Here is a 24,727-nt window from a genome sequence, read left to right as displayed (position 1 = left end):
GCCCGTACGGGGGAAGCCCGCATGCGGTACATCGCGTTATGGGGTGATATGAGGCATTGAGCTACTCGATGACTCTAGGAGGCACTTCATGCGCGGAGCCACACAGGTCAGGTGGGCCGCATGTGCGGTGGCCGTCGCCCTGGCAGCGTCGGCCTGCGGCGGTGGCGGTGGCGGTGACGGCGGCGGCAGCGGCGCCGACGGCATCGTCAGCTCCTCCTGGGGCGACCCGCAGAACCCGCTGGAGCCCGCCAACACCAACGAGGTCCAGGGTGGCAAGGTCCTCGACATGGTCTTCCGCGGACTGATCCGCTACGACCCGAAGACCGGCGAGGCCGAGAACATGGTCGCCGAGTCCATCGACACGAAGGACTCCCAGAACTTCACGATCAAGCTCAAGGACGGCTGGACGTTCTCCAACGGCGAGAAGGTCACCGCCAAGTCCTTCGTCGACGCCTGGAACTACGGCGCCGCGCTGAAGAACAACCAGAAGAACGCCTACTTCTTCCAGTACATCGAGGGCTACGACAAGGTCCACCCGGAGTCCGGATCCGCCTCCGCCGAGACCCTGTCCGGCCTGAAGGTCGTCGACGACCTGACCTTCACCGCCAAGCTCACCCAGAAGTTCTCCCTGTGGCCGGACACCCTCGGCTACTCCGCCTTCGTCCCGCTGCCCAGGGCGTTCTACGAGGACCACGACGCCTGGCTCTCCAAGCCCGTCGGGAACGGCCCGTACACCATCGAGTCGTACGCCAAGGGCTCCTCGATGAGCCTGCGCAAGTGGGACGACTACCCGGGCGACGACAAGGCGAAGAACGGCGGCGTCGACCTCAAGGTCTTCACCGACAACAACACCGCCTACACCGACCTGACGTCGGGCAACCTCGACCTCGTCGACGACGTGCCGGCCTCCCAGCTCCGCAACGTCGAGGCGGACCTCGGCGACCGGTACATCAACACCCCCGCCGGCATCATCCAGACCCTGGCCTTCCCCTTCTACGAGGAGGAGTGGGCCACCGATGACGCCCGAAAGGTCCGCCAGGGCCTCTCCATGGCGATCAACCGGCCGCAGATCACCGACCAGATCTTCCAGAAGACCCGCACCCCCGCGTCCGACTGGACCTCCCCGGTCCTCGGCGAGGAGGGCGGCTTCAAGAAGGGGCTCTGCGGCAAGGAGTGCACGTACGACAAGGCCGCGGCCAAGAAGCTGATCGACGAGGGCGGCGGCATCCCCGGCGGCCAGCTGAAGATCGCGTACAACGCGGACACCGGCTCCCACAAGGAATGGGTCGACGCCGTCTGCAACAGCATCAACAACGTCATGGGCGACAACAGGGCCTGCGTCGGCAACCCGGTCGGCACTTTCGCCGACTTCCGCAGCCAGGTCTCCACGCAGAAGCTGACCGGTCCCTGGCGGGCGGGCTGGCAGATGGACTACCCGCTGATCCAGAACTTCCTCCAGCCGCTCTACTACACCAACGCCCCGTCCAACGACGGCAAGTGGAGCAACCAGCAGTTCGACGACCTGATCGACAAGGCCAACGCCGAGAGCGACAAGGCCAAGGCCGTCAGCACCTTCCAGGACGCGGAGAAGATCCTCGTCGAGGAGATGCCGGTCATCCCGCTCTGGTACCAGAACGGCAGCGCCGGCTACTCGGACCGGGTCGAGAACGTGTCCCTGAACCCGTTCAGCGTCCCGGTCTACGAAGAGATCACCGTCAAGTGACGCGCTGAGCCGCGGCCGGCCGGGACGCCCGAAACGCGGCCCGGCCGTTCGCGCTTGCCGCACACCCCGGCGCCGGGCCTCGCCACCGAGGCCCCGCCCCGCCGTACGCTCTCGCCCGCCCCGACCCCCGGAGCCCCTCATGGGACGTTACGTGATCCGGCGGCTGCTGCAGATGATCCCCGTCTTCTTCGGCACCACGCTGTTGATCTTCCTCATGGTGAACGTGATGGGCGACCCCATCGCGGGCCTCTGCGGCGACCGCCAGTGCGACCCGGCCACCGCCGCCCGGCTGCGCTCCGACTTCGGCCTCGACAAGCCCGTCTGGCAGCAGTACCTCACCTACATGGGCAACGTGTTCACCGGAGACTTCGGCACCGCCTTCAACGGGCAGAAGGTCACCGAGCTGATGGGCACGGCCTTCCCCATCACGATCCGGCTCACCATCGTCGCGATCGTCTTCGAGGTCGTCATCGGCATCAGCCTCGGCGTCGTCACCGGCCTGCGGCGCGGACGCCCCGTCGACACCACCGTCCTCATCCTGACGCTGGTCGTCATCGCCGTGCCCACCTTCGTCACCGGCCTGCTGCTCCAGCTCCTCCTGGGCGTCAAATGGGGCATCATCAAGCCCTCGGTCTCCCCGGACCCCGCCTTCGACGAACTACTCGTCCCCGGGCTGGTCCTCGCCTCGGTCTCGCTCGCCTACGTCACCCGGCTCACCCGCACCTCGATCGCGGAGAACGCCCGCGCCGACTACGTGCGCACCGCCGTCGCCAAGGGCCTGCCCCGCCGCCGGGTCGTCGTACGGCACCTGCTGCGCAACTCCCTCATCCCCGTCGTCACCTTCATCGGCACCGACGTGGGAGCCCTGATGGGCGGGGCCATCGTCACCGAGCGGATCTTCAACATCCACGGGGTCGGCTACCAGCTCTACCAGGGCATCCTGCGCCAGAACTCCCAGACCGTCGTCGGTTTCGTCACGATCCTCGTCCTCGTCTTCCTGGCCGCCAACCTGATCGTCGACCTCCTGTACGCCGTACTCGACCCGAGGATCCGCTATGCCTGAGCCGCAGTCATCGGACGGAGCGATCTCCCCGGCGGGGGCCGGCGGCCCCACGGACCTCGCCATGGCGGAGGGCGCCAGCCTGGAGAAGAACCCGGGTGGGCCCGACGGCGCCGGACCGGCCGGGAAGCCGCGCAGCCTGTGGTCGGACGCCTGGCGCGACCTGCGGCGCAACCCGGTCTTCATCATCTCCGCGCTGGTCATCCTCTTCCTGGTGATCATCTCGGTCTGGCCCTCGCTCATCGCGAGCGGCGACCCCCTCCAGGCCGACCTGGCCGACGCCCAGAAGGGCTCCGAGCCCGGCCACCCCTTCGGCTTCGACCCGCAGGGCCGCGATGTCTACACCCGGGTCGTCCACGGCACCCGCACCTCGGTGACGGTCGGCATCTGCTCCACCCTCGGCGTCGCGATCCTGGGCAGCGTGCTCGGCGGGCTCGCGGGCTTCTTCGGCGGCTGGTGGGACTCGGTCCTCTCCCGCCTCACCGACGTCTTCTTCGGCATCCCCGTCATCCTCGGCGGCCTGGTCTTCCTCTCCGTCGTCACCAGCTCCACCGTCTGGCCCGTCGTCGGCTTCATCGTCCTGCTCGGCTGGCCCCAGATCGCCCGCATCGCCCGCGGCTCGGTCATCACCGCCAAGCAGAACGACTACGTCCAGGCGGCCCGCGCGCTCGGCGCCTCCAACTCCCGCATGATGCTGCGCCACATCACCCCGAACGCCATCGCCCCCGTCATCGTCGTGGCGACCATCGCGCTCGGCACGTACATCTCGCTGGAGGCGACCCTCTCGTTCCTCGGCGTCGGACTGAAGGACCCGGCCGTCTCCTGGGGCATCGACATCTCCGCCGCGGCCAACTACGTCCGCAACGCCCCGCACATGCTGCTCTGGCCCGCCGGAGCGCTGGCGGTCACCGTGCTCGCGTTCATCATGCTCGGCGACGCGGTGCGCGACGCCCTCGACCCCAAGCTGCGCTGAGGAGCCGGTTGCCATGTTGCTCGAAGTGCGCGATCTGCACGTGGAGTTCCACACCCGCGAGGGCGTGGCCAAGGCCGTCAACGGGGTCGACTACTCGGTGGCCGAGGGGGAGACGCTCGCCGTCCTCGGCGAGTCCGGCTCCGGCAAGTCCGTCACCGCCCAGGCGGTCATGGGCATCCTCGACATGCCGCCCGGGAAGATCACCGGCGGGGAGATCCTCTTCAAGGACCAGGACCTGCTGAAGCTCAAGCCGGAGGAGCGGCGCAAGGTCCGCGGCCAGGAGATGGCCATGATCTTCCAGGACGCCCTGTCCTCCCTCAACCCCGTCCTCACCGTGGGCGAGCAGCTCGGCGAGATGTTCGTCGTGCACCGCGGCATGTCCCGCAAGGACGCCAGGGCCAGGTCGGTCGAGCTGATGGACCGGGTCCGCATCCCGGCCGCCAAGGAACGGGTCGGCAACTATCCGCACCAGTTCTCCGGCGGGATGCGCCAGCGCATCATGATCGCCATGGCGATGGCCCTGGAACCGTCCCTGATCATCGCCGACGAGCCGACCACCGCCCTCGACGTCACCGTCCAGGCCCAGGTCATGGAACTGCTCGCCGAACTCCAGCGCGAGCTGAACATGGGCCTCATCCTGATCACCCACGACCTCGGCGTGGTCGCCGACGTCGCCGACAAGATCGCCGTCATGTACGCGGGCCGCATCGTCGAGACCGCCCCCGTGCACGACATCTACCGGGCCCCCGCCCACCCGTACACCAAGGGCCTCCTCCGGTCGATCCCGCGCCTGGACCAGAAGGGCCAGGAGCTCTACGCGATCAAGGGCCTGCCGCCCAACCTCACCCGCATTCCGCCCGGCTGCGCCTTCAACCCCCGCTGCCCGCAGGCGAGGGACGTGTGCCGCAGCGACGTGCCGCCGCTCTACGAGGTGGACGAGCGGCGCCGGAGCGCCTGCCACTTCTGGAAGGAGACGCTCGATGCACGCTGACCGCGACGAGAGTGCGGGGGCCGGCGGTGGCGCGGCCGGCTCCACCCTGCTGTCCACGGCGCGGGAGGACGCCGTCACTCCGTACGCGGAAGGCGACCCGATCCTCCAGGTACGCGGCCTCGCCAAGCACTACCCGCTGACCCAGGGCATCCTCTTCAAGCGGCAGATCGGCGCGGTCAGGGCCGTCGACGGCGTCGACTTCGACCTGCACGCGGGCGAGACGCTGGGCATCGTGGGGGAGTCCGGCTGCGGCAAGTCGACCGTCGCCAGGATGCTCGTCCACCTGGAGCGCCCCACCGCCGGGGCGATCCGCTACAAGGGCGAGGACATCGCGAAGCTGTCCGGCCGGGCGCTGAAGGCCGTGCGCCGCAACATCCAGATGGTGTTCCAGGACCCGTACACCTCGCTGAACCCGCGGATGACGGTCGGCGACATCATCGGGGAGCCGTACGAGATCCACCCCGAGGTCGCCCCCAAGGGCAGCCGCCGCCAGAAGGTGCAGGACCTGCTGGACGTCGTCGGGCTGAACCCGGAGTACATCAACCGCTATCCGCACCAGTTCTCCGGCGGCCAGCGCCAGCGCATCGGCATCGCCCGCGGCCTCGCCCTCAACCCCGAGATCATCGTCGCCGACGAACCGGTCTCCGCGCTCGACGTCTCCGTCCAGGCCCAGGTGGTCAACCTGCTGGACCGGCTCCAGGCGGAGTTCCGCCTCAGCTTCGTCTTCATCGCCCACGACCTCTCGATCGTCCGGCACATCTCCGACCGGGTCGGCGTGATGTACCTCGGCCGGATCGTCGAGATCGGCTCGGACGCGGAGATCTACGACCACCCCACCCACCCCTACACCCAGGCCCTGCTGTCCGCCGTCCCCGTGCCGGACCCCACGGCCCGCGCCCACCGGGAACGGATCATCCTGCACGGCGACGTCCCCTCGCCCGCCAACATCCCCTCGGGCTGCCGCTTCCGCACCCGGTGCTGGAAGGCGCAGGAGCGGTGCGCCCTGGAGGTCCCGCTGCTGGCGGTCCCCGCGGAGTTCCGGCTCGTCGACACCCCGGCCCGCCACGACTCCGCGTGCCACTTCGCGGAGGAGAAGCGCGTGGTGCCGCCGGAGGCGGAGCGGGAGGATGCCGCGCCGGACGTGGAGCCCCCGGGCACGACGACCCGCGGCCGGCCGGCCGAGGACGTGCCGGGGGCCAAGGAGCCGGGGGCCGAGGAGCCGGGGCGCGCGGAGGAGCCGGGGGCCGAGGGGCCCGGGCGCGCGGAGGGCCGAACGCCGTGAGCGGTCGTCCCCTTCGTTGACAGCCGGGCAACTCCACCGTCGCCGCGCCGAAACGCGGACGCGCCAAGCTGAGTGCGTACGGCCGTGCGGGTGCCGTGGAACGGCCGGAGCGCCGCGTTGTCGCTCCGGCCGGTCGCCCGCCGCCCGCACCCTTCGAACGAACTTGTTCATCCGTTCGGGGCAACGGAGTGCTCGTCCTGGCCTTCGTGGCGGCGGCCGTCGGCGCGGTCTCCGGGGCGCCCCACGCCCGACCGCTCGGACTGATCGCCGGCGGGTTCGTGCTGTCCTCCGGCGTGCTGGGCGTGGCGCGCTTCGTGCACCACGAGATGTACGAGCGGTTCGCGGACCTCGGCATCGAGCAGCAGCTGAACCTGCTGAGCTTCGTCTCCTCGCTCCTCATGGGGCCGGTCGTGATCGCCGTCCTCGCCCGCAAGGGCGTCGAACGGTCCTCCGGCGGCCTCCCGGGCCCGTGGGGCGGCGACGGCCCCTGGGGCGTCCGGACGCCCGGCCACCAGCCTCCCGGAGCCCCCGGCTTCGCGCCCGGGGCTCCCGGGGCGCCGCCGGCCCACGCCCCGGCCCCGGCGCCCGGCTTCGGGCCCCCGCCGGCCTCACCGCCGCCCGGCCGGTGAGGCCGTTCACCGGAAGCGGGGCGGGCGGTGGTGCTGTGGTGAGGACGGCGGCTCCGCGCCGCTCAGGCTCCGGTCATCCCCAGTGACCGCTTGAGGAAGTCCACCTGGAGCAGGAGCAGGTTCTCCGCGACCTGCTCCTGCGGCGTCATGTGCGTCACCCCGCTCAGCGGCAGCACCTCGTGCGGGCGCCCGGCCGCCAGCAGCGCCGAGGACAGCCGCAGGGCGTGCGCGACCACCACGTTGTCGTCGGCCAGGCCGTGCACGATCATCATGGGCCGGACCTCGGCGGCGGGCTCGGAGAGGCCGTCGTCGGTGAGCAGCGAGTTGTACGCGTACACCTCCGGCTGCTTCGCCGGGTCGCCGAGATAGCGCTCGGTGTAGTGGGTGTCGTACAGCCGCTGGTCCGTCACCGGTGCGCCCACGACCGCCGCGTGGAAGACGTCGGGCCGCCTCAGCACCGCGAGCCCCGCCAGGTAGCCGCCGAAGGACCAGCCGCGGATCGCCACCCGGGACAGGTCGAGCGGGAACCGTCCGGCGAGCCCGTGCAACGCCTCGACCTGGTCCTCCATGGTCAGTACGAGGTTGTCCCGCACCGCCTTCTCCCAGCCCGGCGAGCGGCCCGGCGCGCCCCGCCCGTCCGCCACGACGACCGCGAAGCCCTGGTCCGCGAACCACTGCGAGGTCAGGTGCGCGTTGTGGGCGGCGACCACCCGGCGGCCGTGCGGGCCGCCGTACGGATCCATCAGGACCGGAAGGGGACCGTCCGCCTCCTGGTAGTCGGAGGGAAGCAGCACGGCGCACGGAATCCGCCGTGCGCCCCCCTCGGTGAGGGTGATGCGGGCGGACAGCACCGGCTCCTGGGCGAAGCTCGGGACCCGGGTCAGCCGCTTGCCGTCCCGGACCACCCACGCGGCGGCTCCCGGCTCCTCGGGAACGGCCGAGACCACGACCGCCAGACCGCCCGAGCGGACCGCGGAGTGCACACCCACCCCTTCGGAAATCCGCTCGATTCCCAGCTCGTTCACCCGGTACACATGGATCTGGCCGATCTCCGGCTCGACCGCCTCCTCACCGGCCACCGCCGAGACCAGGATGTCGGACTCCCCGATGTCCAGCACCGACTGGACGTGCAACTGCGCCCCGGTGAGCAGCCGGTCCCCGACCGCCAGCACCCGCGCGCCGCCCTCGTCGGCGATCCGCACCAGCCGCCCGTCCGGCGCCCACGCGGGCACCCCGGGGAAAAGATCCAGCCACACCGGGTCCTCGTCGACATGCACGGTCCGGGTCGCGCCCGACTCCGGGTCCACGGCGAGATACCGCTGACTGCGCTGGTCGCGGGCCTGCACCAGCAGCAGCGGCGCACCCGCCGAGGACCAGTGCACCTGGGCCAGATACGGGAACGCGGCCCGGTCCCAGACCACTTCGGTGCGGGTGCCCTCCAGGTCCATGACGAACAGCCGCACCTCGGCGTTGGGCGTGCCCGCCGCGGGGTAGGCGACCTCGGCCGGAGTGCGCTCGGGGTGCGCCGGATCGGCGATGTACCAGCGCTGTACGGGGCTGTCGTCGGCCCGCGCGACCAGCAGCCGGTCCGACTCCGGCGACCACCAGAAACCCCGGTAGCGGTGCATCTCCTCGGCCGCGATGAACTCCGCCAGGCCGTAGGTGACCCGGGAGTCCTCCGGCTCGGCCAGAGCCCGGTCGCCCTCGCCCCCCGCGTCCACCACCCGCAGCGCGCCCTTGGCCACGTACGCGATGTGCCGGCCGTCGGGGGACGGACGCGGGTCGATCGCCGGGCCGGGTACCGGCAGCGCCCGCGCGGTCCCGGCCCGCAGCTCCGCCACGTACACCTTTCCGGACAGGGCGAACGCGGCCAACTCCGCCGCCGCGTCCACCGCGTAGGAGACGATGCCCGACGAACCCTCCCGGGTCCGTTCGCGCCGGGCCCGCTCCTGCGCCGACAGCTTCTCGGCCGAGCCTCCCAGCAGGACTTCGGGGTCGGCGGCGACGCGCTCCTCGCCGGTCGCCGGGTCAAGTACCCAGAGGCGGTTGGTCCGGTCCGTTCCGGACGTGGACCGGAGGAAGATCACACGCGTCTCATCCGGTGAGACGGTGAAGGCGCGAGGTGCGCCGAGAGTGAAGCGCTGGGTCCGTGCTTGCTGGCGGGGAAAGGACAGCTTCTGCGAGGTCATGGCTCCGAACTTAGCTCCGTACGGCGGTTCGTGCGCCCCTCGTGCTGCTGTGCCCCGATCAATGCGTTGGCACGGATAGTTATGATCCGTAGCGCTCGGTGGGTAGGAACCTGCTGACTCCGCGTGTGCTCCCGTTCCGACCGTACTGATGGAGGTGAACCGCCGTGGCGCTCTCGATTTCGGCGGTAGTGCTGCTGGCGATCATTGTCTTCCTGCTGATCCGGAAATCCGGGTTGAAGGGCGGGCACGCGGTGGTCTGCATGCTGCTCGGGTTCTACATCGCGAGTTCGTCCATCGCCCCGACCATCTCCGACCTGACGACCAACGTGGCGGGGATGATCAGCAGCATCAAGTTCTGAGGGCCGTCCGGAGGCCGGGCCGACGCGGGACACGGGCCCGGAGAGGCGGAGCGCGGGTCGCGGGGCGCGGGGCACGAGGTGACCGGGGGCTCGTAGGGTGGTCCCCATGAAGGACCTCCCCGCCCGCCGTCTGCTGCTGGTGCACGCGCACCCCGACGACGAGTCGATCAACAACGGCGCCACCATGGCCAGGTACGCGGCCGAGGGCGCCCACGTGACCCTGGTGACGTGCACGCTCGGCGAGGAGGGCGAGGTCATCCCGCCCTCGCTCGCCCGTCTCGCCGCCGACCGGGACGACGCGCTGGGGCCCCACCGCGTCGGCGAGCTGGCCGCGGCCATGCGGGAGCTGGGCGTCACCGACCACCGCTTCCTCGGCGGTGCGGGCCGCTACCGGGACTCCGGGATGATGGGCGTCGAGCAGAACGTCCGCCCCGGCTCCTTCTGGTCCACCCCGGTGGACGAGGCGGCGGCCCACCTCGTCGAGGTGATCCGCGAGATCCGCCCCCAGGTCCTCGTCACCTACGACCCGGACGGCGGCTACGGCCACCCCGACCACATCCAGGCCCACCGCGTCGCGATGCGCGCCGCCGCCCTGGCCGCCGACCCCGCGCACGGCTCCGGCGCACCGCACGCCATCGCCAAGATCTACTGGAACCGGGTGGAGCGTACGGTGGTCGAGGACGCCTTCGACCGGCTGCGCACCACCGCCCCCGGGGCCTTCCCCGGCATCGCCGCCGTGGACGACGTCCCGGGAGTGACCGACGGGGACCTGATCACCGCGGAGATCGACGGATCGGCGTACGCCGGGGCGAAAACCGCGGCGATGCGCGCCCACGTCACCCAGATCGCGGTCGACGGACCGTACTTCGCCCTCTCCAACGACCTCGGCCAGCCCCTGCTGACGACCGAGTACTACCAACTGGTGCGAGGCGTACCGGGCGTGCCCGAAGGGGTCCGCGAGAGCGACCTCTTCGCCGGCCTGCCGGCCGCGACGGGCACCGCGGGAGGCGCGGCGTGAGCGGCAGGTCCGAAGAAGCCCGCGGCCGTGCGCGGTCCTCCCCCACGCCGCGGCGGAGCGCCCCGTCCGCGCCCGCCGGGCCCGCCGGGCCCGCCGGCCGTCCCGACCCGGCCAGGATCGCCGCCTACGCGGGCCTCGCCGTGCTCGGCGCGCTCGTCGCGCTCGCCGGAACACTCGTCCAAGCCGCGTGGTTCCCGGGCGGGTTGATCCTCGCGCTGGCCGGGTCCGCGGGCCTCTTCTACGGCGGCCGGATACTGACCGGCACCCAGATCGGCGCGCTCGCCCCGGCGGTCGGCTGGTTCATCACGGTGTTCGTCCTGCTGGCCGGCCGGCCCGAGGGCGACTACGTCTTCGGTGACGAACTCGGCCTGGTGCTCTTCATGCTCGGCGGGACGGCAGTCGCTGTGATGTGCGCCACCACCTTCAAAGTGCCGCAATCAGCCATCCGCAGCGGCCGGTCCGGGACGTGAAGTGCCATATCCGGGTCGCGAACGACCCCCACAGGTGTGATGCCCGGGTGGAGGTTTCCCCCGGCCGCGGAGTGTCCGGCGGCGGCGGCCAGTATGGTGGTGCGCGCGCCGAGCCGTCCCCTGGCCTGCGGCATGGGGGAAGTACGGGCGGCGGAGCCAATCGGGAGAACCTGCTTTGAGTCGTGAAACTGACAGTTCGTCCTCCGGGCCCCAGGGCCGCGGCGGAGCCGCGTACCCGTCGGGTACGCCGCCGTACGGATCACGCCAGTATCCGTCACAGGACGGCTCTGACGAGAACCCGGAATCCGTGGATCCGCCCCGGCCCGAGGAACCGAAGACCGAGACCACGCTGACGACGCGCATCCGGATCAACATCCCCGGATCGCGCCCCATCCCGCCGGTCGTGATGCGCACGCCGATGGCGGAGAGCGACGTCGCCGGCGGCCGTTCCGACGCGGAGCGCACCGGCGCCACCCCGCGCCCCGGCACGCCGCCGCCGGCGCCCGGGGCCGGACCCTCGAACAGCCCCGCGGGCCCGAACGGCAACGCCCCCGCGGACCGGCCCCGGGACGGCGGCCCGGCCGCCGACCCCGCAGCCGCGGAGAGGCCGGCCCGGGAGAAGAGCGGCAGCGACTGGTTCGCCCCGCGCAAGGCCCCGGCCTCCGGCCCGGGAGCAGCCGCTCAGGACGCCGGTGCGCCCGGCGCCCCCGGCGGCGCTCCCTTCGGCCCCGGTGGCGTCGTGCCGGGCTCCGGCGCGGGCGCCCCGGGCGGTCCGGGCCCGGGCGGCCCCGGCGCCCCCGGCGGTTCCGGTGGCCCGCACGAGGGCGGCCCCGGCGGTGCCTCGGTCGGTGACGCGGGCCGCTCGCGCCCCGACCTGCCGTACTTCTCGGACGCCCCGCAGTCCGGCGGCGGCGTTCCGGGCGCGCCCGGTCCCGGCCGCAGCGCGCTCGACGGCTACGGCACCGAGCCCCCCGGCGGAGGCCCCCGTCCCGCCCCCGGCCTCGGCGCGCGGACGCCCGGCCCCTCCGGTCCCACCACGGGCCCGGTCACGGGCAGCTCCTCGCTGACCCCGAACCTCGACGGCGTCCCCGGCCTCGGCGGCCCGGGCCCCGGCCCGATGGTCCCGGGCGCCTCCGGCGGCGTACCGCCCCGGATGTCCGACGACACCGCGATCCTCACCCCGCAGGCCCCCGCCCCCGAGCCCGGCCCCGGCGGCCGTGTCTCGGGCGACACGCTGACCAGCGGCATCCCCGTGGTGCCCAGCGAGCCCCGCGCCCCGTTCCCGGGCGGGCCGGGCACCCCCGGCGGCCTGATGACGGGCGGTCCCGGCGGTCCGGGCGCGCCCTCCGTCCCCGCACCCGGCCCCGCCGCGCCGCGCCCCGCTCCGCAGACCGCCGCCCCCGCGAAGAAGGGCCGCTCCAAGCTGGTCCTGCTCGGCGTGGCCGCGGTCGTGCTGCTCGGCATCGCGTACGGCGCGGGTCTCCTGCTGAACCACTCCGAGGTCCCCAAGGGCACCACGGTGCTCGGGGTCGACATCGGCGGCGGCACGAAGGAGGAGGCGGTCGTCAAGCTCGACGCCGTACTCGGCGAGCGGGCCAAGAAGCCCCTCCAGCTGTCGGTGGACGGCAAGAAGGAGAAGCTCGACCCCGAAAAGGCCGGGCTCACCCTGGACAGCCAGGAGACCGTGCGCGGCGCGGCGGGCAGCGACTACAACCCCGTCTCGGTGATCGGTTCGCTGTTCGGCGGGGAGCGTCCCGCCGATCCGGTGATCCCGGTCGACGAGGAGAAGCTCGGCGTGGCGCTGGCCGACCTGGCAGGCGCTTCCGGCTCGGTCAGCGACGGCACGATCCGCTTCGAGCCGAACAAGGCCGTGGCGGTGCCGGGCAAGCCGGGCAAGGCCCTGGACGCCGGGCAGTCCCTGATCTCCATCCGGGACGCCTACCGCGCCCAGGTGCAGACCGGACAGGACCGGCTGGTCGAACTCCCCGTCACCACCGTCGAACCCACCATCACCAACGCCGAACTGGAGCGGGCGATGAAGGAGTTCGCCGAGCCCGCGATGTCCGGCCTGATCACCATCAAGGCCGGCCCCAAGCAGATCCAGTTCGGTCCGGCCCGGTCGCTGCCGCAGATCCTCTCCATGAAGCCCGTGGACGGCCGGCTGGTCGACGTCTATGACAAGAAGGCGATCGACGAGCTCCTGGACGGCGTCTTCGACGGCATCATGGCGGTCAAGGGCGACGGCAAGAAGTACCCGGTCGGCGCGGACGACGTGGCCCAGGCGATGAAGACCGCCCTGACCGGCAAGACGCCGGCCGAGCGCACGGTCACCATCGACCTGACCGGCCAGGGCTGACGCCCCGCACGGACAGCGGCTCCACCTCCTCCGCCCCCGCCCGGGAACGTCTCCGGCCGGGGGCGGAGTCGTCGGCGCGCGTCCTTCGAGGGGCTGTGCGGCCGGGCCGCCGACCCGGCGGGAGGGGCGCGCCGCGGCGGGGACGACGGCTCCGACGGCGCCGGTCCCGGGCACACCGGCCTCAAAAGCGGATGTCGCGCCCGGTCGTGGCGGGTGGACGGGCGCGGGCCCCGAGCGCGGGGGACCATGGGGCCATGAGTTCCTCCGCCGGCCCGGAACGCCCACCCCGCGAAGCCGATCGGATCAAGGTCTGGTTCCGCTTCGTCCCGCGTGAGGACCGGCCGCCGTACGACACCGAGGGGCTGTGGGCGACGCGGCTGGGCCCGGACACCGCGCGGGTCGACAACGTGCCCTTCCTCCAGGACGGGGTGGCCGAGGGCGAGACCGTACGGTTTTGGACGGACGACGGCGGGGTGCACTGGGCCGTCGGCCGGGTGGCGGACTCGGGCAACTGCACCGTACGGGTGCTGCCCGTGCCGGACGGCCCGCTCGGGCGCGACGCACGCGCCGTGCACGAGCGGCTCGCCGGCTTCGGGCTCACGGGCGAGGTCTTCAGCGCCGCGTTCCCGCTGGTCGCCCTGACCGTGCCCGGCGGTGCGGACCTGCGCGAGGTCAAGGCGCTGCTCGCCCGGGGACGGGACGAGGGATGGTGGCACTTCGAGGTCTCGTGCGTCACCGACGCCTGGCGGGCCGCGTGAGGCCCGGGTGCCCGCCGCTCAGGACGCGGGCCTCCGTGGCCCCAGCCGGCTCTCCTGTCCGCTCCCCCCCCGCCGCCCCTACGCCTCGGGCCCGGCCTCGCCGATCTTCCGGATCACCCGGGCCGGGTTGCCGACCGCCACCACGTCGGCGGGCAGGTCCTTCGTGACGACCGCCCCCGCGCCGACCACCGTGTTCTCGCCGATGGTCACTCCGGGGCAGACGATCACCCCGCCGCCCAGCCACACGTTGTCGCCGATGGTGATCGGCCGCGCGGCCTCCCACTTGGCCCGGCGCTGCTCGGGGTCGACGGGGTGGGTCGGGGTGAGCAGCTGGACGTTCGGGCCCAGCTGGACGTCCGCGCCGATGGTGATGCGGGCGACGTCCAGGAGGACGGCGCCGAAGTTGATGAACGTCCGAGGCCCGATGGTGGTCCGGTAGCCGTAGTCGACCCGCAGCGGGGGCCGTACCTCCACGCCCTCGCCCAGCTCGCCGAGGAGTTCGGCCAGCACGGCGCGCCGGGCTTCGGGATCGGCGGCCGAGGTGGCGTTGTAGCGCTCGCTCAGCACGGCCGCGTGCAGCGCGTCCGCGGCTAGTTCGGGGTCGTCGGCGATGTACGGCTCGCCGGAGAGCATGGCTTCCTTCTGGCTCGGCCTGGCCTCGTGGGTCATGTCGTCTCCTTCGTCCGGGGTGTTCGGGGTGCCGGAGGCTATCCGTCCCCTCCCGGCAGTCTGCCCCCACCGCCCCCGGGCCGGTCCCTCAGCCCCGGGGCCAGCGCCAGCGTCACCGCCACCGAGATCCCCGCTACGGCCGCCATGCCCGTCGCCGGGGAGGTCACCTGGGCGATGCCGCCCGCCACGGCCGCACCCACCCCCTGCGTCGCGAGCATCCCCGAACTGCTCAGCCCGAGCGCCTGGCCGCTCAGCTCCTGCGGGGTGAGGGCCATCAGCCGTTCCTGGAGCAGCAGACTCGCGGCGAAGCCCACGCTCGCCAGGACGACCGCCGCCAGCGCGAGAGGCAGTCCGGGCCGCAGGGCGAAGAGGAGGTAGGGCGCGGCCAGCAGCAGCCGGAGCGGAGCCCCCAGCCGTGCCCGCCACGTGGGGCCCGTCGCCGCGACGAACCGCCCGACCAGCGTGTCCCCGGCCAGCATCCCCAGGGCTCCGCCGGCGAAGAGGAGCCCGGCGTGCCCGGGCGCGTACGCCACGTACAGCGACTCACAGCCGACGACGAGCCCGTTGGGCACCCACAGCGCCAGGAACACGTACCGGCGCGGCGTCGACGACCACAGCACCGCGTTCGTCCGGCGGGTCTCCCGGACCGAGGGGCGGCCGGTGGCCCGGGGCGGCCGGGCGGTCAGCCCGAACCGGGTCACGGCCGCCGCGACCGCGTACAGGGCCGCTCCGATGAGCAGCGTCCCGCGCGCCGAGAACACCGTCACCAGCAGCCCGCCCACCGCGAAACCGCCGATCTGCGCCGTGCCCCCCGCCATGTTGAGCACGGAGCGGCCGAGCAGGAATCCCTCGCGCGGCACGATCTCGTTGAGCAGCCCGTACCGTACGCCCCCGCCCGGCGACGAGACCGCCCCCACCACCAGCAGGACGGCGAACGCGCCCCACAACGGCAGACCGGGAGCGGCCTGGACGCAGGCGGCCCCCGAGGACAGCAGGGCCAGAGCGGTCAGCGCGGCGCGCGGCGGCAGCCGGTCCGCCGCGGACAGCAGGGTGAGCGCCCCGGCCGCCTGGGCCAGCGACGGGCCGAACATCGCCAGTGCCGACAGCAGCGGCGAACCCGTCCGCGCGTACACGAGCGTGCCCAGGGCCAGGCCGGTCGCGGTCTGGGCGGCCGTCTGCACGGAGACGGCCGCGAAGAAGGGGGTGAACTCCGGGGTCCGGAACAGTTCGCGGTAGGTGCGCATGGGACGGAGTCTCCGGACGGCGCGGCCGGGGCCGTTACTGTTTCGCGCGGGTGCGAAAGCGGGCGGGGCGGTGAACCGGGTCCTCCTGGACCGGCGCGGCCGGCCGGGCCGCCGGGGGCCGCGGGTGGCGCCGGTGGGACCGACGAGGGCGGGCCGGGGCCGGCGCGAGCGGCGGAGAACGGGACGGTGGGGCGTATGGGCTGGTGGCAGGTCAGTGCGGACACGCTCGCCGGCAGCCGGTTCGTCGTCTCACCGCTCGCGGAGGCCGTCGCGAGTCTGCTGGTCCTGGAGCGGGCCACCGCCGCGCACCCGGGGGAGCGCGCCTGGCTGGAGGCCCACCTGCCCGCCTACCGGCGGCGGGCGGCCGGTGATCCGGTCACCGCGCTGGTGATCCGCGCGGCCCTCGCGCCCCGGTGGATCGCCGACTTCCTCACCCCGGCCCCGGCCCCCGCCCCACCCGGCGCGGCCCGCACGTCCTCCTTCGCCGAGGAGCTGGCGCGCATCCGGGCCACCCCGCCCGGCCGGGCCCGCGCCGAACTCGCCGAGGCGCTGCGCGGCCCGCTGCCCGCCGCTCTGGACCGCGACGACCTGGCCGAGCGCGCCGCCGACACGGTGGAGTGGGTCTGGACGCACACCGTGCTGCCCGACTGGCCGAGGCGGCGACGGGTCCTGGAGGCCGACGTGCTCGCCCGCGCGGCCGAGTTGGGCCGGGGCGGCTGGGCGGCAGCCCTGAACGGCATGCGCCCCGGCGTCCGCTGGCTGGGCGACAGCCGGCTCCAGATCAACACCTTCGACAACCCGCCCCGCGAGCTGGGCCGTGCCCAACTGCTGTTCGTGCCCGTCACTCCGCAGCAGTCCTGGGTCTGCTGGGACGTCCCGCGCCGGTACGGGCTGGTGTACCCGTGCTCCGGCGCCCTCGCCGGAGCCGGGCGCGTGCCCGTGCCGGAGGCCCTCGGCGCGCTGATCGGCCCGGCGCGGGCGGCGGTTCTGCTGCTGCTGGCCTCCCCGCTCAGCACGACGCAGCTCGTCGCACTGACCGGACAGGGGCTGGGCTCGGTGGGGCGTCATCTGCGGATCCTGCTGGACGCCGGACTGGTTCGCCGCCGCCGGGCGGGCCGCTCCGTGCTCTATTTCCGTACGGAAGCGGGGGACGGGCTGGTGCACAGCGCGGGCTGAACCGATGCGGGAACGCCCCCCGCACGCCCCCGCACGCCCCCGGCCCGGACCCGCCCACAGCTGGGCGGGGAGCGGAACGCATCGTCACGCGGTGCGCTCCGCATGGTGGGTGCGCATGTGCGAGTCGTGACAACAGTGACTATGGGCATCCCTCCTCGTTGTGACAATTTCTCTCTCGCCACGAAAGATCCGAGCGAGGGGGCCGTGCGTGAATCCGGAGTACGCCGCGTACTGCCAGGCGGACCGCCGCTTCTACGACGCGCCCCACCGTTCCCCCGGGCCGGGCGGAGCCGCCGATGAGGAGCGCGCGTTCTACGCGCCGCTCCGCGGCCCCGTACCCGGGGGCTGGACACGCTCGCGGCGCGGCGACTGGCTCGCGTACAGCCCCGAGGGGCTCCGGCTGCCGCCCCAGGGCTGGAAGATCCATGTCTCGGCCGCCCTCGACAACGCGGCCTCCGTCCTGGACCGGGTCGTCGGCCACTGCCTGGAACACCGGCTGGCCTTCAAGTGCGTACCGAGCCCCGGGCTGCTGGCCCTGCGGAACGCCAAGTACGCGGACCGGGCCGGCAGCGGCAAGTTCATCACCGTCTACCCGCCCTCCGAGGACGCGTTCCCCGAGGTGTGCACGGCCCTGATGCGGCTGCTGGAGGGTGAGCACGGCCCGTACATCCTGAGCGACCTGCGGTGCGGGAACGGGCCGGTGCACACCCGGTACGGGGCGTTCGCCGCCCGCTTCTGCTCCGGTCCGGACGGACGGCCCGTGCCCGCCGTCGCCGATGCGCGGGGCCGGCTCGTCCCGGACGACCGGGGCCCGGCCTTCCGCGTCCCCTCCTGGGTGACCCCGCCAGGCTTCCTGACCCCGCACCTCGAAGCCCGCGCCGCCGTGGGCCTGGCGGACCTCCCGTACACCGTGGAGAAGGCGCTGCACTTCTCCAACGGCGGCGGGGTCTACCTCGGCCGTGACACCCGCACCGGCGAGCGGGTCGTCCTCAAGGAGGCCCGGCCGTACGCCGGTCTGGCCGCCGACGGGGCGGACGCCGTGGCCCGGCTGGAGCGCGAACGGACGGCCCTGGAGCAACTGGCCGGACTGGACTGCGTACCGGCGGTCCGGGACGTGTTCGAGGTCGGCGACCACCACTTCCTGGTCCTCCAGTACATCCCCGGCACCACCCTCAACACCGTCTTCGCCCGCCGCTTCCCGCTCGCCCGGCAGCACCCGTCACCCGAGCTGCTCGCCGAACACGCGTCGTGGGCAGAGGAGTTGTACGGCCGAGTCGAACGCGCCGTCACGGCCGTGCACGCCCGGGGCATCGTCATCAGCGATCTGCACATGAGCAACGTCATGGTCGACGAGGAGAACGCGCGGATCGTCCTGCTCGACTTCGAGGCGGCCTCCCCGGCCGCCGAGCGCCGCCGCCAGATCGTCGCCAACCCGGCCTTCGTCGCCCCGCCCGACCGGCGCGGCGCCGACATCGACCGCTACGCGCTCGCCTGTCTGCGGCTCGCCCTGTACCTGCCGCTCACCACGCTGTTCGGCATCGACCGCACCAAGGCGGCCGGTCTCGCCCGGGACATCGCCCGCGTCTTCCCGGTCTCCGAGGAGGCGCTGCGGCCCGCCGTCGCGGAGATCCTGCGCGACACGGAGGAATCCGGGCGGGGCGGCACCGCCCCGCGGGCGCCCGCCACCGCCCCGGAGGCCGAACCCCCGTCGCCCGCCGCCGCCCCCTTCTCCGCCCCCGCGCACGCCCCGGCTCCGGTTCCCGACCCCGGTGACTGGCCGCGCAGCCGAGACGCGATGGCCCGGGCTGTCACCGCCTCCTGCACACCGGAGCGCGAGGACCGCTGCTTCCCCGGGGACATCGCCCAGTTCGCCACCGCCACCGGCGGCCAGTCCTTCGCGTACGGGGCGGCAGGAGTGCTCTACGCCCTCCACGAGACGGGCGCCCCGCCGTGCCCACCGGCCGAGGACTGGCTCCTGCGGCACGCCAAGGACCCGGCGTCCGGCAGCCCCCTCGGCTTCTACGACGGACTCACCGGCATCGCCTGGACCCTGAACCGGATCGGCCGCACCGCCGAGGCCGCCGACCTCCTCCGGATCATCCTCGACCAGCCCCTGGAGGGCCTCGCGCCCGGCCTGCACAACGGGTACGCCGGCATCGGCCTCGCCCTCGACGACCTGGCCCGCACCGCCTCCGACGCCCCGGCCCTGTCCGCCGCCGCGGCCCGCTGCACCGACCTCGCCGTCCGGGCCCTCACCGAGGGTCCGCCGTCCCCCCGCACCGGACTGCTGCACGGCGCGAGCGGCATCGCCCTGCTGCTGGTGCGCCGGTACGCGACTACCGGGGACCCCGCCCTGCTCGACCTGGCGGCCACCGCCCTGCGCCGCGACCTGGAGCGGTGCCGGGCCGGCGACGACGGCGAACTCCTGGTCGTCGAGGGCAAGCGGCTGATGCCGTACCTCGGTTCGGGCAGCGCCGGCATCGCCGCCGTCATCGACGCCTACCTGGCCCACCGCCCCGACGCCGGACTCGAAGCCGCGGGCCGGGCCCTCCTGCCGGCCGCGCTCTCCGCCTTCTACGTCCAGCCCGGACTGCTCCGGGGCTCGGCGGGACTCCTGCTGCACCTGGCGGCCACCCCGCTGTGCGACGCGGCCGGCCGGCCGCGGGCCCTCGCCCGCCACGCCGGCCTGCTGGGCAGCCACGCCCTCGCGTACGGCGACGGACTCGCCTTCCCCGGCGAGCAGTTGATGCGCCTGTCGATGGACCTGGCCACCGGTACCGCAGGCGTTCTGCTCGCCCTGGGCGCCGCGTTCGGCGGCCCCACCGGACTTCCCTTCCTGCCCGCCGCTCCGGCGGCGCGCCCCGGCCGCGCGAGCGGCCCCGAGAACCGGCCCCGTCAGGGGTCGTCGTAGCAACACCGTCCAGCACCATCACCGTCCCCGAAAGGACATCATCATGGCGCTTCTCGACCTTCAGGCGATGGACACCCCCGCCGAGGACTCCTTCGGCGAGCTCGCCACCGGCAGCCAGGTCTCGCTGCTGGTATGTGAGTACAGCTCCCTCAGCGTGGTCCTCTGCACCCCGTGACCCGACCCGGCCGGCCCATCGGTGATCCTCACCGGTGGGCCGGCCGGCCACGTGCCCCCAGGGGGCGTTCTGCCGATCACGCCGGAAGACCCCCCAGGAAAGGCGACCCCGTGCGGCTGTACCCACGCCCGGGCACGGAGCCCGGCACCCGGTGGCTCGCCCGGCAGCACCCGGCCGCCCTCCTCGGGCTCCTCCTGTGCTCCGCCGGCGGGGCGCTCGCCGCCCTCGCCCTGCCCGCCGCCCTCGGCCACACCGTCGACCGGCTCGTCGCCGGCGGCCCCGTGCCCTGGCCCGGGCTGCTGCTCTGCGCCGCCCTGACCCTCGCCGAGACCGGGTTCGACGCGGCGGCCGCCGTGACCGGCACGACCACCACCGCCCGGCTCACCGCGTCCCTGCGCACCCGCACCGCCGCCCGGCTCCTGGCCGCCGAACCCCGCCGGGCCCTCGCCCTGCCCACCGGCGACCTCACGGCCCGGCTCACCGCCCGCACCGCCGACGCCGCGTCCGCGCCCGTCACCGCCGCCGGAGCCGTCGCGGGCGTCCTGCTCCCGCTCGGCGCGATCGCCGGCCTCCTGCTCATCGACGTGTGGACGGCCGCCGCGCTCCTCCTGGGCGCCCCCCTCCTCGTCGCACTGCTGCGCGCCTTCACCCGCCGCACCGCCGACGCCGGGGCCGACTACCAGCGCGCCCAGTCGCTCATCGCCCACCGGCTCACCGAGGCCCTGGAGGGCGCCGACACCATCCGTGCCGCCCGCACCGGCGCACGGGAGCACCGCCGCGTCCTGGAGCCCCTGGCCGCCCTCGCCGGACACGGCAGGCGCACCTGGGCGGTGTACGGCCGGGCCGTCGGCCGCAGCGGCCTCCTGCTGCCGCTGCTCATGCTGCTGGTCCTCGCGGTCGCCGGACTGCGGCTCGGCGCGGGCGCGATCGGCGTCGGCGACCTGGTCGCCGCCTCGCGTTACGCGAGCCTCGCCGTCGGCATCGGCGCCCTGACCGGCGCCCTCGGCTCCCTCGCCCGCAGTCGCGCCGCCGCCCGGAGCCTGGAACCCCTCCTCACCCTCCCACCGCTGCCGCACCGCGGCCTGGGCCCGCCGCCCGACGCCCCCGGGCGCCTCGAACTCCGTAACGTCGGCGTCGAACAGGACGGCGGCCCGCTGCTGGCCGGCGTCCACCTGACCGTTCCCGGCGGCACGTCCCTGGCCGTCGTCGGGCGCTCCGGCTCCGGCAAGTCGGTGCTCGCCGCGGTCACCGGGCGGCTGCTCGACCCGGACACCGGCAGCGTGCTGCTGGACGGCGTCCCGATGGGCTCCATGGAACCGGCCCGGCTGCGCCGCGAAGTGGCGTACGCCTTCGCCCGCCCGGCCCTCCCCGGCGTCACCGTCGAGGACACGATCGCCTACGGGCCCTGGACCGCGTCACCCGAGGCCGTACGCGAGGCCGCCCGCGCGGCCCGCGCCGACGGGTTCCTGGCGCTGCTCCCGTACGGCTACGCCACCCCCGTCGCCGACGCCCCGCTGTCCGGCGGCGAACGCCAACGCCTGGGGCTGGCCCGCGCGTTCGCCCACCCCGGCCGCCTGCTGATTCTGGACGACGCGCTGTCCGGCCTGGACACCGTGACCGAGCACCACGTCCGGCGGGCGCTCGACGCGCGGGCGGGGCGCTGCACCCGGGTCATCGTCGCGCACCGGCTGTCCTCCGCCGCGCGGGCGGACCGGGTCGCCTGGCTGGAGGACGGCCGCGTCCGCGCCACGGGCCGCCATGACGACCTGTGGGCCGACCCGGACTACCGGGCGGTCTTCCGCACGGACGGCGGCCCGGGTACCGGCCCGGGCGAAACGGCCACGCACGAAACGGGCCCGGGCGGCGGAACCGGCGGCGGAACGGCCACCGGCCCGGGCACCGGCGCGGGCACGAGCCCGGGCCATGGCGCGGCCACCGGCACGGCCGGCACGGGCGGCGGGGACAGCCCGGGCGCACCTGACCGGGGTGCCGGGGGCGCCGTTCCCGCCGCCCGTACGCCCGCGACGCCGGCCGCCGGAGCGGAGGACCGGTGAAGGGCGGCGCGAAGCGGCCCCGGCGCGACACCCCGCTGCGCAGGGTCGGCCGCGAGGCCCGGCCCTTCCTGCGGGCGCGCACCGGCGTCGTCCTGCGGCTGGCCGGCTGGTCCCTGCTGGAGTTCGCGCAGACCTTCCTCACCGGATTCGGGGTCGCCCGCGCGCTCGACGACGGCTTCCTCGCCGAGAGCGCGCTCACCGGCCTCCTCTGGCTTGCCGTCGCCGCCCTCGCCGCGCTGCCCGCCGTGCCCGCCGCGCGCGGAGTGTTCGGCCGGCTCGCGGACCTGGTGGAGCCGCTGCGCGACGGACTGGTCCGGCGCGCCGTCTCCCGGGCGCTGTCCGGCGCGCTCGACCGCGCCGGCGACGTCAGCACCAGGTCGCTGTCGCAGGTCACTCATCAGAGTGAGATCGCCCGGGACGGCTGGGCCGGACTCGTCCTGACGCTGCGCTCGTTCGTGTTCACGGCCGCCGGGGCCGTCACCGGCCTGCTGGCCCTCTCGCCCGCCCTCCTCCTGATCGTGCTGCCCCCACTGGTCCTCGGGTCCGCCCTGTTCCTCGGCACCCTGCCGCCGATGGCGGCCCGCCAGCGCGACTACCTCGCCGCCGACGAGGCGTACGCCGCCCACGCGGGCCTGCTCGCCGCCTCGGTGCGTGACATCGCCGCGGCCGGGGCCGCCGAGCGGACGGTGGCCGAGTCCCGGGCCCTCGCCGAGGCGCAGCTCGCCGCCTCCCGTTCGCTGGCCCGCTGGTCGGCCGTACGCGTGCTGGCGCTCGCCGTCTGCGGCCGCTTCCCGCCGCTGCTGCTGCTTCTGGGGGCGCCCTGGCTGCTGCGGAACGGGCTCACGCCGGGCGCACTGGTCGGCGCGCTGACCTACCTCACCCAGGCGCTCGCCCCCGCCGTCCAGGCACTGATGACCATGCTGGGCACGGTCGGGGGCCGGCTCGTCGTGGTCCTCGACCGGTTCACGAACGCTCCGCCGCCGCCCGCCGAGGACCCGCCGCCGCCCGCCCGCGACGCCGCCCCGCCGCCGCGCGGGACGCCGGTCGCTGAACTCCACGAGGTCACCTTCGCCTACGGGCCCGGGGCCCACCCCGTCCTGGACCGGCTCTCCCTGACGATCGAGGCGGGGGAGCACCTCGCGGTCGTCGGACCGAGCGGCAGCGGCAAGTCGACCCTGGCCGCCGTCCTCGCCGGGACCGAGCGGCCCACCGGGGGAGCGGTGCGGTGGCGGGGGCGGCCGGCGCGCCCGGCCGACGCCACCTCCGTACGCGTCCTGCTCCCCCAGCACGCCTATGTGTTCAGCGGCTCCCTGCGGGACAACCTCCGCTATCTCCGTCCCGACGCCCGCGACCGGGAGATCGCGGCCATGGCGGACGTGCTCGGACTGGACGGGCTGCTCTCCCGGCTCGGCTCCCTCGACGCGGCCGTGGAGCCGGACCGGCTCTCCCAGGGCGAACGGCAGCTCGTCGCCCTGGGCCGGGCCTACCTCGCCGCCCCGCCGCTGCTGATCCTCGACGAGGCCACCAGCCGGCTCGACCCGGCCGCCGAGAGTCGCGCCGAACTCGCGTTCGCCGCCCTGCCGGGCGCGCTGGTCGTCGTCGCCCACCGGCTCAGCTCCGCCCGGCGCGCCGGGCGGACCCTGGTGATGGACGGTCCCCGCACCCAGTGCGGCACCCCCGAGGAACTGCTGCGCTCCTGCGCTCTCTACCGGGACCTGGCCGGTCTCTGGGAGCCGGAGGAGGCGGAGGCGGTCGGAGCGGCGGCGGTGCAGCGGGAGGCGCCCGGCGGGCCGGGCCGACCGGGCGGGGCCGCCGGTTCCGCGCGGCCGGGCCGGGGCGAGGAACGGGATGTCAGATCCACCCCGCCTCCTTCGCCCGCCTGATCGCGTCCAGCCGATTGCGCGCCCCGGACTTCCGTATGGCGGCGGCCAGGTAATTGCGCACCGTCCCCGGCGTCAGGTGAAGTCGGGCGGCTATCCCGGCCGCGGTGTCACCCCCTTCGGCCATCGAGAGCACACTCAACTCCCTCGGCGACAGCGGCATGTCGGCCACCTGTAGCAGGCTGAAGGCCAGCGACTCGTCGATATGCCGCCCCCCGTCCGCCAGTTTGTGCATCACCTCGGACAGGTCGTCCACCGCGCGGTACTTGTCGATGTAGCCGAGCGCCCCCGCCTCGTACGCCCGCCGCAGCCCGCGCGGCCGGTCGCTGCGGGTGAGCACGGCCAGCGGGCACGGCCCGCCGTGCGGTGCGGTCACCGCCTTCACCTCGTCCAGGACGTCCATCACGCCCGGACAGTCCAGGTCGGTGAGAACCACGTCGGGGCCCGGCCCGTCCAGGGGGGCACGTATCGCCCCGCGTTCGGCGGTGCGGACGTCCAACCCCCGCCCCGTGCCGAGGAGCGACGCCAGCGATGCGCGCCACAACGGCACGGTGTGGACCAGCAGCACGGTTGTCATCAATCTGCCCTCAGCTTCTCTCTCCGGCCCGCCCAACGCGGAGCGCGATGGGCTGTACGCGTCCGGTGACGGGTTTCCAGTTGAGCGCATGGGCATTCGCGTACGCCGACAAACGGGCTGAATAGCGCGCCCGTTGGGCGCGGAAGGGGGCGTTCAGAGGCAAAACGGGAGCGCACACCGCGCACGGACCCATCCGCCTCGCCCCCCGCAGGGGCCCTCCGGAGGCCCGGCGC

The 24,727-nt window shown here is 74.1% G+C and carries 20 protein-coding genes; 16 read left to right on the top strand and 4 right to left on the bottom strand.

From position 1 onward, the window contains the following. Positions 1-88: 88 nt before the first annotated feature. The 6 genes from ACIQMU_RS02970 to ACIQMU_RS02945 all read left to right on the top strand — a co-directional run bounded on the left by ACIQMU_RS02970 (position 89) and on the right by ACIQMU_RS02945 (position 6,658). Positions 89-1,723, top strand: a complete 1,635-nt coding sequence (locus ACIQMU_RS02970) for an ABC transporter substrate-binding protein (RefSeq protein ID WP_352238028.1) — start codon at positions 89-91, stop codon at positions 1,721-1,723. A gap of 139 nt (positions 1,724-1,862) precedes the next feature. Continuing rightward, positions 1,863-2,786, top strand: coding sequence for an ABC transporter permease (locus ACIQMU_RS02965; RefSeq protein ID WP_352238029.1), 924 nt, complete (start codon positions 1,863-1,865; stop codon positions 2,784-2,786). After that, on the top strand, positions 2,779-3,756 hold the full coding sequence (locus ACIQMU_RS02960; protein WP_352238030.1) for an ABC transporter permease: 978 nt from the start codon (positions 2,779-2,781) through the stop codon (positions 3,754-3,756). Before ACIQMU_RS02965 ends, ACIQMU_RS02960 begins: the two co-directional genes overlap by 8 nt. A 13-nt stretch (positions 3,757-3,769) precedes the next feature. Next, positions 3,770-4,747 carry an ABC transporter ATP-binding protein gene (locus ACIQMU_RS02955; RefSeq protein WP_352238031.1) on the top strand — a complete coding sequence of 326 codons (978 nt, stop codon included), beginning with the start codon at positions 3,770-3,772 and terminating at the stop codon, positions 4,745-4,747. After that, entirely contained in the window at positions 4,737-6,029 is a 1,293-nt protein-coding gene (locus ACIQMU_RS02950; protein WP_352238032.1) for a dipeptide ABC transporter ATP-binding protein, read from the top strand. The genes ACIQMU_RS02955 and ACIQMU_RS02950 overlap by 11 nt, the downstream gene beginning before the upstream one ends. A gap of 188 nt (positions 6,030-6,217) precedes the next feature. After that, positions 6,218-6,658, top strand: coding sequence for a hypothetical protein (locus ACIQMU_RS02945; protein ID WP_352238033.1), 441 nt, complete (start codon positions 6,218-6,220; stop codon positions 6,656-6,658). 62 nt (positions 6,659-6,720) lie between these two features. On the opposite strand, the gene ACIQMU_RS02940 is transcribed toward ACIQMU_RS02945, so the two are convergent. Continuing rightward, positions 6,721-8,847: a prolyl oligopeptidase family serine peptidase gene (locus tag ACIQMU_RS02940; RefSeq protein WP_402688094.1), complete on the bottom strand. Its 2,127-nt coding sequence runs from the start codon at positions 8,845-8,847 to the stop codon at positions 6,721-6,723. Between the two features lie 164 nt (positions 8,848-9,011). Here ACIQMU_RS02940 and ACIQMU_RS02935 point away from each other — a divergent pair, with 164 nt between their 5' ends. The 5 genes from ACIQMU_RS02935 to ACIQMU_RS02915 all read left to right on the top strand — a co-directional run bounded on the left by ACIQMU_RS02935 (position 9,012) and on the right by ACIQMU_RS02915 (position 13,808). After that, entirely contained in the window at positions 9,012-9,206 is a 195-nt protein-coding gene (locus tag ACIQMU_RS02935; RefSeq protein ID WP_010063247.1) for a hypothetical protein, read from the top strand. Between the two features lie 106 nt (positions 9,207-9,312). Continuing rightward, positions 9,313-10,224: an N-acetyl-1-D-myo-inositol-2-amino-2-deoxy-alpha-D-glucopyranoside deacetylase gene (gene mshB, locus ACIQMU_RS02930; protein ID WP_352238035.1), complete on the top strand. Its 912-nt coding sequence runs from the start codon at positions 9,313-9,315 to the stop codon at positions 10,222-10,224. Next, the gene (locus ACIQMU_RS02925) at positions 10,221-10,694 is read left to right on the top strand and encodes a DUF6113 family protein (RefSeq protein ID WP_402688093.1); all 474 of its coding nucleotides are present in this window, start codon (positions 10,221-10,223) and stop codon (positions 10,692-10,694) included. Before mshB ends, ACIQMU_RS02925 begins: the two co-directional genes overlap by 4 nt. A gap of 175 nt (positions 10,695-10,869) precedes the next feature. Continuing rightward, positions 10,870-13,050, top strand: a complete 2,181-nt coding sequence (locus tag ACIQMU_RS02920; protein WP_352238037.1) for a hypothetical protein — start codon at positions 10,870-10,872, stop codon at positions 13,048-13,050. A 254-nt stretch (positions 13,051-13,304) separates the two neighbouring features. Next, positions 13,305-13,808, top strand: coding sequence for a DUF4265 domain-containing protein (locus tag ACIQMU_RS02915; protein WP_352238038.1), 504 nt, complete (start codon positions 13,305-13,307; stop codon positions 13,806-13,808). Between the two features lie 78 nt (positions 13,809-13,886). On the opposite strand, the gene ACIQMU_RS02910 is transcribed toward ACIQMU_RS02915, so the two are convergent. Together ACIQMU_RS02910 and ACIQMU_RS02905 are read right to left on the bottom strand one after the other, a co-directional pair. Continuing rightward, on the bottom strand, positions 13,887-14,477 hold the full coding sequence (locus ACIQMU_RS02910) for a sugar O-acetyltransferase (protein ID WP_352238039.1): 591 nt from the start codon (positions 14,475-14,477) through the stop codon (positions 13,887-13,889). A 38-nt stretch (positions 14,478-14,515) separates the two neighbouring features. Beyond that, entirely contained in the window at positions 14,516-15,721 is a 1,206-nt protein-coding gene (locus ACIQMU_RS02905) for an MFS transporter (protein ID WP_402688092.1), read from the bottom strand. A 195-nt stretch (positions 15,722-15,916) separates the two neighbouring features. Between ACIQMU_RS02905 and ACIQMU_RS02900 the strand changes: the two genes are divergently transcribed. The 5 genes from ACIQMU_RS02900 to ACIQMU_RS02880 all read left to right on the top strand — a co-directional run bounded on the left by ACIQMU_RS02900 (position 15,917) and on the right by ACIQMU_RS02880 (position 23,920). Further along, positions 15,917-16,897 carry a winged helix-turn-helix domain-containing protein gene (locus tag ACIQMU_RS02900; RefSeq protein ID WP_402688091.1) on the top strand — a complete coding sequence of 327 codons (981 nt, stop codon included), beginning with the start codon at positions 15,917-15,919 and terminating at the stop codon, positions 16,895-16,897. A 208-nt stretch (positions 16,898-17,105) separates the two neighbouring features. Further along, positions 17,106-19,808, top strand: a complete 2,703-nt coding sequence (gene lanKC, locus ACIQMU_RS02895) for a class III lanthionine synthetase LanKC (RefSeq protein ID WP_352238042.1) — start codon at positions 17,106-17,108, stop codon at positions 19,806-19,808. A 43-nt stretch (positions 19,809-19,851) separates the two neighbouring features. Beyond that, positions 19,852-19,983 carry a SapB/AmfS family lanthipeptide gene (locus ACIQMU_RS02890; protein ID WP_003966507.1) on the top strand — a complete coding sequence of 44 codons (132 nt, stop codon included), beginning with the start codon at positions 19,852-19,854 and terminating at the stop codon, positions 19,981-19,983. Positions 19,984-20,093: 110 nt separating this feature from the next. Then, a complete protein-coding gene (locus ACIQMU_RS02885) occupies positions 20,094-22,037 on the top strand; it encodes an ATP-binding cassette domain-containing protein (RefSeq protein WP_402688090.1) in 1,944 nt (647 codons plus the stop codon). Beyond that, positions 22,034-23,920 (top strand): ATP-binding cassette domain-containing protein, encoded by a 1,887-nt coding sequence (locus ACIQMU_RS02880; protein WP_352238044.1) that lies wholly within the window; start codon positions 22,034-22,036, stop codon positions 23,918-23,920. The genes ACIQMU_RS02885 and ACIQMU_RS02880 overlap by 4 nt, the downstream gene beginning before the upstream one ends. Here the strand turns inward: ACIQMU_RS02880 and ACIQMU_RS02875 are convergent. Then, positions 23,889-24,494, bottom strand: coding sequence for a response regulator transcription factor (locus tag ACIQMU_RS02875; RefSeq protein WP_352238045.1), 606 nt, complete (start codon positions 24,492-24,494; stop codon positions 23,889-23,891). The genes ACIQMU_RS02880 and ACIQMU_RS02875 overlap by 32 nt on opposite strands. Between the last annotated feature and the right edge of the window lie 233 nt (positions 24,495-24,727).

The organism is Streptomyces sp. NPDC091649 (assembly GCF_044756785.1).
GTDB lineage: Bacteria > Actinomycetota > Actinomycetes > Streptomycetales > Streptomycetaceae > Streptomyces.
Note: the sequence above shows the minus strand (reverse complement) of the source record. Positions and strands in the feature narration are given on the sequence as shown.